The 13139-nt window shown below is 71.1% G+C and carries 9 protein-coding genes and 1 pseudogene; 5 read left to right on the forward strand and 5 right to left on the reverse strand.

Going from position 1 to position 13139, the window contains the following annotated elements:
- Positions 1-681, reverse strand: coding sequence for a SanA/YdcF family protein (locus ACWGJ5_RS10100; protein ID WP_453309271.1), 681 nt, complete (start codon positions 679-681; stop codon positions 1-3).
- A gap of 163 nt (positions 682-844) precedes the next feature.
- On the opposite strand from ACWGJ5_RS10100, the gene ACWGJ5_RS10105 reads away from it, so the two are divergent.
- From ACWGJ5_RS10105 to dnaG, 4 genes are all read left to right on the forward strand, one after another.
- Positions 845-1705 (forward strand): sirohydrochlorin chelatase, encoded by an 861-nt coding sequence (locus ACWGJ5_RS10105; protein ID WP_453309272.1) that lies wholly within the window; start codon positions 845-847, stop codon positions 1703-1705.
- A gap of 107 nt (positions 1706-1812) precedes the next feature.
- Entirely contained in the window at positions 1813-3087 is a 1275-nt protein-coding gene (locus ACWGJ5_RS10110) for a deoxyguanosinetriphosphate triphosphohydrolase (RefSeq protein WP_453309273.1), read from the forward strand.
- Positions 3088-3191: 104 nt separating this feature from the next.
- Entirely contained in the window at positions 3192-4457 is a 1266-nt protein-coding gene (locus ACWGJ5_RS10115) for an NAD(P)/FAD-dependent oxidoreductase (RefSeq protein ID WP_453309274.1), read from the forward strand.
- A gap of 56 nt (positions 4458-4513) precedes the next feature.
- Positions 4514-6421: a DNA primase gene (dnaG, locus tag ACWGJ5_RS10120; protein ID WP_453309275.1), complete on the forward strand. Its 1908-nt coding sequence runs from the start codon at positions 4514-4516 to the stop codon at positions 6419-6421.
- Here the strand turns inward: dnaG and ACWGJ5_RS10125 are convergent.
- Positions 6418-7287, reverse strand: a complete 870-nt coding sequence (locus ACWGJ5_RS10125) for a nucleotidyl transferase AbiEii/AbiGii toxin family protein (protein WP_453309276.1) — start codon at positions 7285-7287, stop codon at positions 6418-6420. The genes dnaG and ACWGJ5_RS10125 overlap by 4 nt on opposite strands.
- Before the next feature lie 68 nt (positions 7288-7355).
- Positions 7356-7982: a hypothetical protein gene (locus tag ACWGJ5_RS10130; protein ID WP_453309277.1), complete on the reverse strand. Its 627-nt coding sequence runs from the start codon at positions 7980-7982 to the stop codon at positions 7356-7358.
- 128 nt (positions 7983-8110) lie between these two features.
- Here ACWGJ5_RS10130 and ACWGJ5_RS10135 point away from each other — a divergent pair.
- A pseudogene (locus ACWGJ5_RS10135) lies at positions 8111-9389 on the forward strand (RNA polymerase sigma factor).
- Between the two features lie 32 nt (positions 9390-9421).
- On the opposite strand, the gene ACWGJ5_RS10140 reads toward ACWGJ5_RS10135, so the two are convergent.
- Both ACWGJ5_RS10140 and ACWGJ5_RS10145 read right to left on the reverse strand, forming a co-directional pair.
- Positions 9422-11350 carry an ABC transporter ATP-binding protein gene (locus tag ACWGJ5_RS10140; RefSeq protein WP_453309278.1) on the reverse strand — a complete coding sequence of 643 codons (1929 nt, stop codon included), beginning with the start codon at positions 11348-11350 and terminating at the stop codon, positions 9422-9424.
- A complete protein-coding gene (locus tag ACWGJ5_RS10145; protein WP_453309279.1) occupies positions 11350-13083 on the reverse strand; it encodes an ABC transporter ATP-binding protein in 1734 nt (577 codons plus the stop codon). Before ACWGJ5_RS10145 ends, ACWGJ5_RS10140 begins: the two co-directional genes overlap by 1 nt.
- Positions 13084-13139: the final 56 nt, after the last annotated feature.

A 13139-nucleotide genomic window follows, 5' to 3' on the forward strand; every position in this document is an offset into this window, starting at 1 on the left:
TCAGCCCCGCGCCTGAGCCAGCGCCTTGGTGACCCCGTGCTCCCGCGGCCCGAGGAAGGTCGGATCCGGGCGGAACACCGCGTCCAGCACCGCCTTGCCCGCCGCGAACACCTCGCGTGTCCCGCCGTAGTACCAGGTCACGTCGTGCTTGGCGTCGACCCCGACCCCGTACGAGTCCACGCCCGCCGCCTCGCACAGCGCCACCGCACGCCGGATGTGAAAACCCTGGCTGATCAGCACCGCCCGGTCCACACCGAAGATCTTCTTGGCCCGCACACAGGAGTCCCAGGTGTCGAACCCGGCGTAGTCACTGACGATCCGCTGGTCCGGCACCCCGTGTTTCTTCAGGTAGGCACGCATGGCGTCGGGCTCGTCGTAGTCCTTGCGGCTGTTGTCCCCGGTGACGAGCACGACCTTGATCCGCCCCGCCCGGTACAGCCGCGCCGCAGCGTCCAGCCGGTGCGCCAGATACGGCGACGGCTCCCCGTTCCACAGCCCCGCGCCGAAGACGACCGCGACGGGTGCCGACGGGGCGTCCGCCGTCGTGCGCAGCCGGTCCGCCGTGGACACGAACAGCCAGGTCGCCGGCAGCAGCGCCAGCACACACCCGGCCATCACGGCCTGCACCAGCCGCCGCTGCCCCGTGCGGGTGCGCGGCAGCCGCGGTCGACGGATCTTCATACGGCCCCCCAGGGATCGGTTCCGACCGGTTCCGACCATGGAGGACGCCACCGGCAGCCGTCCGGTTCGCCTCACATCGAGCATCCGTACGACGTGAAGCACCGGAAAACGCCCGTGACGGCCCGGCAACGGCCACGCAACCTGGCGCCGTCAGGATCCTTGCATGACGGCGTCGCAACCTCCCCGCTCCGAGTCCCGCGTCCACCTCGACAGCACGGCGCACCTCATGGACAGCATCAGCAGCCAGCTCGCCGACCGGCTCCGGCTGGTCTCGCCGCTCGGCCACCGCCGCACGGCCCCGCCCGCCCTTGTCCTGGTCGCCCACGGCAGCCGCGACCCGCGCGCCCTGGAGACCGTACGGACGCTGACGGACCGGGTGCGCGAACTGCGCCCCGCCCTCCCGGTCCACCTGGGCCACATCGAGCTGAACGCCCCGCTGCTCCCGGACACCCTCGCCGCTCTCGGCGACACCCCCGCCGTCCTGGTCCCGCTGCTCCTCTCCCGCGGCTACCACGTCAAGCAGGACATCCCCGAGATGGCCGCCGCCGCACCGGCACCCACCCGCCTGGCCGTCCCGCTCGGCCCGCACCCGCTCCTGGTGGAGACCCTCTACGACCGTCTCCTCGAGGCCGGCTGGCCCCCGGCCCCGGACTCGGCCACCCGCCGCGCGAGCGCGGTCGTCCTGGCCGCGGCCGGCTCCCGCGACCCCGACTCGGCCACCGACACCCGCCGCACGGCCCGCCTCCTGGCGGAACGGCTGGGCGTGCCGGTCGTCCCCGCCTACGCCTCGGCGGCGACCCCGACCGTCCCGACGGCGGTACGGGCCCTGGCGGCACGCGGCCGGCACCGGGTGGCGATCGCCTCCTGCTTCACGGCTCCCGGGCGATTCGCGACGCAGTGCGCCAAGGCGGCACCGTGGATGGCCTCGGCTGCCCTGGGCGCGCATCCGGCGATGGCCCGCCTGATCCTGCACCGGTACGACCAGGCACGGGTGACGAGGCAGGCGGAACTGGCTTCGGCTTGAAAGAAACAGCGGGGCACGCACCCGTACCCACGGAACGACACACCCCGGCAGACGATTGGGCGCACCGCCAACGCCCTTTTGTCACTGCCGACGCTTACTGTCGAATCATGGAAGGCGCACCCAACGGAACCTACGACCCCACCGCAGCGGAGCGTTGGGCCCCCGAGCCGGACAAACGCCCCGGCCGCACCGCCTTCCAACGCGACCGCGCCCGCATCCTGCACTCCGCCGCGCTCAGAAGACTCGCCGGCAAGACACAGGTCGTCACGCCGGGCGAGCGCAGCGCCAGCGCCTGGGACGCCAGCCCCAGAACGAGGCTCACCCACTCACTCGAATGCGCGCAGGTGGGCCGGGAACTGGGCGCGGCCCTCGGCTGCGACCCCGACCTGGTGGAGGCCGCCTGTCTCGCCCACGACCTCGGCCACCCGCCCTTCGGTCACAACGGCGAACAGGCCCTGAACGCCTTCGCGGACGACTGCGGCGGCTTCGAGGGCAACGCCCAGTCCCTCCGGCTCCTCACCCGCATCGAGCCCAAACGGTTCACCGAGGACCGCTCGGTCGGCCTCAACCTCACCCGCGCCACCCTCGACGCCGCCACCAAGTACCCCTGGCCGCGCGGCGCCCACCCCACCGACCCGGCATCGCGGAAGTTCGGCGTCTACGAGGACGACCGCCCGGTGTTCGACTGGGTCCGAGCGCACGCGCCCGGCACCCGCACCTGCTTCGAGGCGCAGGTCATGGACTGGTCGGACGACGTGGCGTACTCCGTGCACGACGTCGAGGACGGCCTGCACGCCGGTCACATCGACCCCAACTGTCTGCACGCCGAACCCGAGCGGCAGGCGGTGTTCGGGGTCGCCATCGGCCGGTACGTACCCGCCGGCACCGACCCGGCCGAACTCTCCGCCGCCCTCGACCGCCTCCAGGACGAGGAGTGGTGGCCGCACGGCTACGACGGCACCGCGGTCGCCCAGGCCCGCCTGAAGGACGCCACCAGCCAGCTCATCGGCCGGTTCTGCCTGGCCGCCGAGGGCGCCACCCGCGCCGCGTACGGCACCGGCCGGCTCACCCGCTACGACGCCGAACTCGTCGTACCCCGCGAGGCCCGCATGGAGTGCGCGGTGCTCAAGGCCGTCGCGGACCGGTACGTGATGCAGCGCGCCGAGCAGGAGAGGCTGCGCGCGGACCAGCGGGTCGTCGTGGCGGAGCTGGCGGAGGCGCTGACCGCCCGCGCGCCGGACGGACTGGATCCGCAGTTTCGGGCCCTGTTCGACGGGGCAGGCGACGACCACGCACGCAAGCGGGTGATCGTCGACCAGATCGCCTCGCTCACCGACGCCTCCGCGCGCTCGCTGCACGCGAGACTTACGGGGCATATGTGAGAGGAACATGACCCTCCGTGGCCTGATCGGGTCACTCCCTCTTCCCGCAGCACGCACGGTGCGGGACGCTCGCACATGGCGGCACCCTTACGAGGAGGCATCAAGTGGTCGACGCGGATCAGACATTCGTCATCGTCGGGGGCGGTCTCGCCGGCGCGAAGGCGGCCGAGACGCTCCGGGCGGAGGGCTTCACCGGCCGGGTGATACTGATCAGCGACGAGCGCGACCACCCCTACGAGCGACCGCCGCTGTCCAAGGGCTATCTGCTCGGCAAGGCCGAGCGCGACAGCGTCTTCGTGCACGAACCGGCCTGGTACGCGCAGAACGACATCGAGCTGCACCTCGGCCAGTTCGTGGACCGCATCGACCGCGGCGCGAAGACGGTCCGCTTCGGCGACGACGGCACCCTCGTCCGCTACGACAAGCTGCTGCTCGTCACCGGCGCCGAGCCCCGTCGCCTGGACATCCCGGGCACCGACCTGGCGGGCGTGCACCATCTGCGCCGGCTCGCGCACGCCGAGCGCCTCAAGGGCGTCCTCACGGCCCTCGGCCGGGACAACGGGCACATCGTGATCGCGGGTGCCGGCTGGATCGGCCTGGAGGTCGCGGCGGCGGCCCGCGAGTACGGCGCGGAGGTGACCGTGATCGAGCACGGTCCGACCCCGCTGCACGGCGTCCTCGGCCCCGAGCTCGGCGGCGTCTTCGCGGAGCTGCACCGCGAGCACGGCGTCCGCTTCCACTTCGGGCGGGAACTCACCGAGATCGTCGGCCAGGACGGCATGGTGCTCGCGGTCCGCACCGACGACGGCGAGGAGCACCCGGCGCACGACGTCCTCGCCGCGATCGGCGCGGCCCCGCGCGTCGGCCTCGCCGAGGCGGCGGGCCTGGAGATCGCCGACCGGGCGAACGGCGGCGGCATCGTCGTCGACGAACGGCTGCGCACGTCCGACCCGGACATCTACGCGGCCGGCGACGTGGCGAACTTCCCCCTCGCCCTGTTCGACACCCGGCTGCGGGTCGAGCACTGGGCGAACGCGCTGAACGGCGGCCCGGCGGCGGCCCGCGCGATGCTGGGCCAGGACGTGACGTACGACCGCGTGCCGTACTTCTTCACCGACCAGTACGACCTGGGCATGGAGTACAGCGGCTGGGCGCCGGCCGGGTCGTACGACGAGGTGGTGATCCGGGGCGACGCCGGAAAGCGGGAGTTCATCGCGTTCTGGGTGAGGGAGGGACGCGTGCTGGCCGGGATGAACGTGAACGTGTGGGATGTCACAGAGCAGATCCAGAAACTGGTCCGTTCCAAGGCCCGCGTGAACACGGAGGCCCTGGCCGACCCGCACGTCCCTCTGGACGGCCTCGCTTCCTGACCACCGGGAACAACGGGAACACCGGGGCTGTCGGTGCACCCCCGTAGAATTCACGCGTGGCAGGACGGATCAACGACGAGGACGTGAAGGCGGTACGGGACGCGGTCCCGATCGACGCCGTGGTCTCCGAGTACCTCCAGCTGCGCAACGCGGGCGGCGGCAACCTCAAGGGACTGTGCCCGTTCCACGACGAGAAGTCGCCGTCCTTCCAGGTCAGCCCGAGCAAGGGACTCTTCCACTGCTTCGGCTGCCAGGAGGGCGGCGACACCATCACCTTCGTGATGAAGGTGGACCACCTCTCCTTCTCGGAGGCGGTGGAGCGGCTCGCCGCCCAGGCCGGCATCACGCTGCGTTACGAGGAGGGCGGGTACAACCCGGCCCACCAGCGCGGCGAGCGCATCCGCCTGGTCGAGGCGCACAAGATCGCCGCGCAGTGGTACGCCGAGCAGCTCGCCACCAGCCCCGAGGCCGAGACCGGCCGGGTCTTCCTCGCCGAGCGCGGCTTCGACCAGGCCGCCGCCGTCCACTTCGGCGTCGGCTACAGCCCCCAGGGCTGGGACCACCTCACCCGCTACCTGCGCGGCAAGGGATTCTCCGACAAGGAGCTGCTCCTGTCCGGTCTCTCCCAGGAGGGCCGGCGCGGCCCCATCGACCGCTTCCGGGGCCGCCTGATGTGGCCGATCCGGGACATCGGCGGCGAGGTCGTCGGCTTCGGCGCCCGCAAGCTGTACGAGGCGGACAACGGCCCGAAGTACCTGAACACGCCCGACACGGCGATCTACAGGAAGAGCCAGGTGCTGTACGGCATCGACCTGGCGAAGAAGGAGATCGCGAAGAGCAGCCGCGCGGTCGTCGTCGAGGGCTACACCGACGTCATGGCCTGCCACCTGGCCGGAGTGACCACGGCCATCGCGACCTGCGGTACTGCCTTCGGCGGCGACCACATCAAGATCCTGCGCCGGCTGCTGATGGACAACGGCAGCGCACGCGTCATCTTCACCTTCGACGGCGACGCGGCCGGCCAGAAGGCGGCCCTGCGCGCCTTCGAGGACGACCAGAAGTTCGCCGCCGAGACCTACATCGCGATCGCGCCCGACGGTATGGACCCGTGCGAGCTGCGCCTGGCCAAGGGCGACGAGGCGGTGGCGGACCTGGCCGAACCGCGAACCCCCCTCTTCGAGTTCGCGCTCCGCCAGATCCTGAGCCGGTACGACCTGGACACCCCGGCGGGCCGGGCGGCGGCGCTGGACGAGGCCGCGCCGATCGTCGCCCGCATCAAGAACAGCGGCGCCCAGCACGAGGTCGCCGTCGAACTGGCCGGCATGCTCGGCATCCTCGATACCCAGTTCGTGGTCCGGCGCGTGGCCCAGCTGGCCCGCTGGGCGCGGGAGGGGGGCAAGGGCCCGCAGCAGCAGGGCCGGTCGCGCGGCGCGGAGCAGCAGTGGGCGGCGGCACCGCGCCCGGCCGGCAGCGGCCCGGCACTGACCCTGCGCAACCCGGTCTACGCCGCCGAACGCGAACTGCTCAAACTCGCCCTGCAGCGCCCCGAGCTGGTCTCCCCGGCCTTCGACGCGTACGGCACGGACGAGTTCACCGCGCCGCCGTACGCGGCCGTGCGCCAGACGATCGCGGAGGCGGGCGGCGCGGAGTACGGCGTCCAGGACCCCCAGGAGTACCTGGTCCGCGTCCGCGAGGCCGCGCCCGACGACACCGCCCGCGCGATGGTCACCGAGCTGGCCGTGGAGCCGATCCTGCGCCGCACGGTGGACGAGACCTACGCCGGCACGGTCCTGGTCCAGATCCGCCGCCGCGCCGTCGAACGCCGCATCCACGACATCCAGTCCCAGCTGACCCGCCTCGCCACCGGCGGCGACCCGGCCCAGCTGGCCGCCGTACAGAACGAGATGTGGGTGCTGCAGCAGTACGACCAGGCCCTGCGGGAGCGGGGCGCGGAGGCGCTCTAGCGGCCCGTGAAGGTCGGTGTCACCGCCTGCACCAGCCGCTTCGCGAACTCGCGCCCGCGGTCGGCGAACCGCGGGTACTCGGTGACGAAGTGGTCCCACTCGGCGTACCCCGCGGCCTGTTCCACCTCCCGCAGGGTGACCGACTCGCGGTCCCGGCCGGACGAGTCGGCGCTGCCCGACAGCTGGAAGACCCGCAGCAGCAGGTCGTAGGGGAGCGGGTGGGATTCGGCCAGCAGTACGGCGTCGTACAGGTCCTTGCCCTGGGGATGCATGTCGTCGATCAGCCACATCAGCTTCCAGGCCAGCGACAGCGCGGGGGACGCGGCCAACAGCACGGCTCGGCCGGGCAGTTCGACCGGCTCGGGCTGCTCGGGCAGCTCCTCGTCGAAGACGAAGTCCAGCTGCACGTGCCCGCCGGGCAGGCCGGGTGCCGACCAGGGCAGGAGCATGCGGCGGCCGGGCACACGGTCGTAGGTCCAGATGTCCTCCACGATGGTGCTCCGGGCCGCGAACCTCACTCCCGCCGCGTCCGCCGCCCGCGCCTGCGCCGCCTCCGCGATGCCGTCGAGCATCCGGGTCGTGCGCGCCTCCTCGATCCCCCAGTCCGCCGGTACGACGACGAAGTCCAGGTCACCGGGCTCGCGGGCCGCCTCCCCGAACCACAGCGACATCAGCAGACTGCCGCGCAGCACCAGGGACTCGGCCCACTCGGAGTCCCCGATCGCGGCCAGGACCAGGTGCAGCGCCTGCCGCCGGGCCGCACGCCACGCCTCGCCGCGCGCCGGGTCGGCGAAAGCGGGGTCGGTGGCCCGGTAGGCGTTCTGGTGCTGCTTCAGGGCCGGTTCGAAGACGGGGCGCTGGGTCACGTCGTCGCCCGGTATCCAGGTCAGTGTCCGAGGCACATCCCTGGTCGGCCGTTCCCGATCCGTCCCACTCATCCCCGCACCCCCTGAACCATCGGCTCCTCGATCCATCCGTCGTCCACCGACTCGTCGGTGTCGTACAGCACGAACTCCCGCTCCACGGACAGGACTTCGAACCCGTCGAGCTCCGAGAGCAGCAGACGCAGAGCTTCTTCGGCCTCCGCGTCACGGACACTCCGGCAGCGCTGCGTCACGAACCGCTCGTGCCGTCCGCCCTCGCCCGCCCTGTGTGCGTTCCACGACAGGTGCGCGCCGTGCGGGACGACCCGTGCGGTCAACGAGGCCAGGTCGGTCTCCGCGTCCAGGAGCAGCTTCACGTGGTGCTCGAAGTACCGCCCGCCCCCGCACGGCCCGTCCGGCACCTCCGGTGCCCACGGCGCCGACTCCGTCTTCACCCGGACCGGCGTGAATCCGGCCGACCGCAGTGCCGCCACCGTCCCCTCCGCGCGCGCCGACTGTTCGGCGTACGTGGCCGAACCGGCCAGGGTCAGCATCGGCTGGTCCCGCATCCGGCCGCGGGCCAGCACGATGTGCGTCAGCTTCAGCCCGGCCGTGTCCGCCCAGCCGCGCAGCCGCTCCGTCTCGGCGGGGTCGGCGCAGCGGACGGTGACATGGGTTTCGTACAGGAGTCCGGACACCCGGGGATCCTCCCAGATCAAGGCCGGATACGGCGCCCGGATTTCCGCCGCGGATCACCAACCGGTCACGAACCGGACGCAAAAAGTCACCGCAAGCCCCTCGTGGCGGGGATGTGTCGTACTCCACACTGGGTCCGGTGCCCGAGTCCCTGGGGCCTGTCCCAGGAGCGCAGGCCGTCGACTCTCCGCTCCCGAAGTACCGCTGCCGCACAACCTTCAGCAGCGATCATCCTGGAGGTCGCCCCCGTGCAGACCCAGACCCTCAGCCAGACCGACAGCGCGACCAGTGCCACCAGCACCACCGCCATGACCGCTGACGAGCCGGACGCGGAGACGGACGTACTCGTGGCCGTGCCCCCGCAGAGCCGCGCCGCCCTGCACCCGGAGGCGGTGCCCGCCGAACCCACGGAACCACCGGCGGAAGCGCTCGTGGAGGAGCCCGAGGAGGCCGCCGAGCCCGTCGAGACACCGGTCTCGGCCCGGGCCGACACCGGCGGGCCCTCCGCCGACCTGTTCCGCCAGTACCTGCGCGAGATCGGCCGTATCCCGCTGCTCACCGCCGCCGAGGAGGTCGAACTGGCCCGCAGGGTCGAGGCCGGCCTGTTCGCGGAGGAGAAGCTCGGCAGCACGCCCGACCTGGACAGCCAGTTGGCGCTCGACCTGGACCGGCTCGTGGTCATGGGACGGATGGCCAAGCGGCGGCTCATCGAGGCCAACCTGCGGCTCGTCGTGTCCGTCGCCAAGCGGTACATCGGCCGCGGCCTGACCATGCTCGACCTGGTGCAGGAGGGCAACCTCGGGCTGATCCGGGCGGTGGAGAAGTTCGACTACGCCCGCGGCTACAAGTTCTCGACGTACGCCACCTGGTGGATCCGCCAGGCCATGTCCCGGGCCCTGGCCGACCAGGCCCGCACCATACGGGTCCCGGTGCACGTGGTCGAGCTGATCAACCGGGTCGTGCGCGTCCAGCGGCGCATGCTCCAGGAGCGGGGGTACGAGCCGACGCCCGACGAGGTCGCCGCGCACCTCGACCTGCCGCCCGAGCGGGTCTCCGAGGTGCTGCGCCTGGCCCAGGAACCGGTCTCGCTGCACGCCCCGGTCGGCGAGGAGGACGACGTCGCCCTCGGCGACCTGATCGAGGACGGGGATGCCGCGAGCCCGGTGGAGTCGGCGGCGTTCCTGCTGCTGAGGGAGCACCTGGAGGCCGTCCTCTCCACCCTCGGCGAGCGCGAGCGGAAGGTCGTACAGCTCCGCTACGGGCTCATCGACGGCCGGCCCCGCACGCTGGAGGAGATAGGCCGGCTGTTCGGGGTGACCCGGGAGCGGATACGGCAGATCGAGTCCAAGACCCTGAACAAGCTCCGGGACCATGCCTTCGCGGACCAGTTGAGGGGTTACCTGGACTGAACGGGGGCCGCCCGCCGGCGGCCCCCGCTCGGCTAGTCCACCTCGGCCACAGCCTGCGCGAACTGGGCCTTGTACAGCCGGGCGTACGCACCGTCGGCCGCCAACAGCTCGGCGTGCGCGCCCTGTTCCACGATCGACCCGTTCTCCATGACGAGAATCGTGTCCGCGTCCCGGATGGTCGACAGCCGGTGCGCGATCACGAACGACGTCCGCCCCGCCGCCAGCTTCGCCATCGCCTTCTGGATCAGCACCTCGGTGCGGGTGTCGACCGAACTCGTCGCCTCGTCCAGCACCAGGATCGTCGGGTCGGACAGGAACGCCCGCGCGATGGTGATGAGCTGCTTCTCACCCGCGCTGACGCCCGTGCCCTCGTCGTCGATCACTGTGTCGTACCCGTCGGGCAGGGTGCGGATGAAACGGTCGGCGTGGGCCGCCCGTGCCGCCTCCTCGATCTCCCCGCGGGTGACCTCCCTGGACGCCCCGTACGCGATGTTCTCCGCGATCGTGCCGCCGAACAGCCAGGTGTCCTGCAGCACCATGCCGATCCCGGACCGGAGTTCGTCCCGGGACATCTTCCGGATGTCGACCCCGTCGAGGGCGATCCGGCCGCCGGAGACGTCGTAGAACCGCATCAGCAGGTTGACCAGCGTGGTCTTGCCCGCACCCGTCGGGCCGACGATCGCCACCGTGTGACCGGGCTCCACCGTGAGCGAGAGGTCCTCGATCAGCGGCTTCTCCGGGTCGTACCGGAAGGACGCGTGCTCCAGCCGCACCCGCCCGCGCAGCTCCGCGGGCCGCTCGCCCGGCACCGGATCCGCCTCCTGCTCCTCCGCATCCAGGAGTTCGAAGACCCGCTCGGCCGAGGCGACACCGGACTGCACCAGGTTCGCCATCGACGCGACCTGCGTCAGCGGCATCGAGAACTGCCGCGAGTACTGGATGAAGGCCTGGACGTCGCCGATGGACAGGGCACCGGACGCGACCCGCAGACCGCCGACCACCGCCACCAGGACGTAGTTCAGGTTCGACACGAACATCATCAGCGGCTGCATGACGCCACTGTTGAACTGCGCCCTGAACGCGGCCTGGTACAGCGCCTCGTTCTGCTCGGCGAAATGCTGCGCCGACTCCTGCTGCCGGCCGAACACCTTCACCAGGGTGTGCCCGGTGTACATCTCCTCGACGTGCGCGTTCAGCTTGCCGGTGGAGCGCCACTGCTGCACGAAGTGCGGCTGCGAGCGCTTGCCGACCCGGGTGGCCACCAGGAACGACAGCGGCACGGTGACCAGGGCGACCAGCGCCAGGATCCAGGAGACGTAGAACATCATCGCGAGCACGCCGATGATGGTCAGCAGCGAGTTGATCAGCTGGCCCATCGACTGCTGGAGCGTCTGCCCGATGTTGTCGATGTCGTTGGTGGCGCGGGAGAGCACCTCGCCGCGCTGGCGCTTGTCGAAGTACGACAGCGGCAGCCGCGACAGCTTCGCCTGCACCGACTCGCGCATCCGGTACATCGTGCGGTTCACGGCCCGGTTGACCAGCCGGGTGGCCACCGCCATCAGCAGGCCGGCGGCCAGGAACGTACAGAGCGCGAGCAGCAGGACGTTGCCGACGGCACCGAAGTCGATGCCCTTGCCGGGCGTGAAGTCGGTGCTCTTCAGCATGTCCGCGATGGAGCCCTTGCCATGGGCCCGCATCTGGTCGAGGACCTGCTGCTTGGTGGCCCCGGCCGGCATCTGCCGGCCGATGATGCCGGCGAAGACCAGGTCGGTGGCCCTGCCGAGGATCTTCGGGCCGATCACGCTGAGGGTCACGCTGACGACCACGCACAGCAGCAGGCCGTAGATCGTGAGCCGTTCGGGTTTGAAGAGGGAGACGAGCCGTTTGCCCGACCCCTTGAAGTCCATCGAGCGCTGGTCGGGGCCGCCCCCGGCCATCATGCGTCCCATGGGCCCGGCCATCAGGCAGCCTCCGCTTCCGTCAGCTGGGAGAGCACGATCTCCCGGTAGGTCTCGTTGCCCGCCATCAGCTCCCGGTGCCGGCCGGAGCCGACCACCCGGCCCTCGTCCAGCACGATGATCCGGTCCGCGTCCCGGATGGTCGCCACCCGCTGGGCGACGATGACGACGGTCGCCTCGGCGGTCTCGCGGGCGAGCGCGGTGCGCAGGGCCGCGTCGGTGGCGTAGTCGAGCGCGGAGAAGGAGTCGTCGAAGAGGTAGATCTCCGGCCGCTGGACCAGGGTGCGCGCGATGGCGAGGCGCTGACGCTGACCGCCGGAGACGTTCGTACCGCCCTGCGCGATCGGCGCGTCGAGGCCGCCCTCCAGCTCGCTCACGAAGTCTCTGGCCTGCGCCACCTCCAGCGCGTGCCACAGCTCATCGTCGGTGGCGTCCGGGTTGCCGTAGCGCAGGTTGGTGGCGACCGTCCCCGCGAACAGGTACGGCTTCTGCGGCACCAGTCCGACCGTTCGCGCGAGCAGCTGGGGTTCGACCTCCTGGACGTCCACGCCGTCGACCAGGATCCCGCCCTCGGTGGCGTCGAAGAGCCGCGGGACCAGCCCGAGCAGGGTCGACTTGCCGCTGCCGGTGGAGCCGATCACGGCGGTCACCTCACCGGGCCGGGCCACCAGGTCGATGGACTTCAGCACCGGCTCCTCGGCACCCGGATAGCGGAAGCCCGCGCCCCGGATCTCCAGATGCCCGTGCCGGCGCAGCTCGGTGACCGGCGCGGCCGGCGGCACCACGCTGGAGTCGGTCCCGAGGACCTCCTCGATGCGCTCGGCACACACCTCGGCGCGCGGCACCATCATGAACATGAAGGTGGCCATCATCACGGACATGACGATCTGCATCAGATAGGCGAGGAACGCGGTCAGGTCGCCGATCTGCATCCCGCCGCTGTCGATGCGGTGGGCGCCGAACCACACCACCGCGATCGACGACAGATTCACCACGGTCATGACGATCGGGAACATCAGCGCGAGCATCCGACCGGTGGCCAGCTGCATCTCGGTCAGGTCGCCGTTCGCCTTTCCGAAACGGCCCATCTCGTACTCGTCGCGGACGAACGCGCGGATCACCCGGTTGCCGGTGATCTGCTCGCGCAGCACCCGGTTCACCGTGTCCAGGCGGACCTGCATCGACCGGAACAGCGGCCGCAGCCGGCGCACGATCAGCGTCACGGAGATGCCGAGCACCGGGACCACCGCCACCAGCACCCCGGACAGCGGCACGTCCAGGCCGAGCGCCAGCACGATGCCGCCGACACACATGATGGGCGCCGACACCATCAGGGTGAACGTCATCAGGGCCAGCATCTGGACCTGCTGTACGTCGTTCGTCGTACGGGTGATGAGCGAGGGCGCTCCGAAGTGACCCACCTCACGCGCGGAGAAGGACTGCACCCGGTCGAAGACGGCACCGCGTACGTCCCGGCCGACCGCGGAGGCGGTCCGCGCGCCGTAGTACACGGCGCCGATGTTGCACACGACCTGTGCGAGCGAGATGCCGATCATCAGGGCGCCGAAGGACAGGATGTAATCCGTGTCCCCCTTCACGACACCGTTGTCGATGATGTGCGCGTTCAACGTGGGCAGGTAGAGGGTGGCGCAGGTCTGCAGGAACTGCAGCAGCACCAGGAGGGCTATGGGTTTCTTGTAGGGCCTGAGATAGGTCCGCAGGAGTCGTATGAGCACGCTGGGTCTCTCGGAGTCGGCGGGTGGGGGCTGGTCGGTTGCCCCTGGCCCCTATC

It is taken from the genome of Streptomyces sp. NPDC054783, from assembly GCF_053611725.1.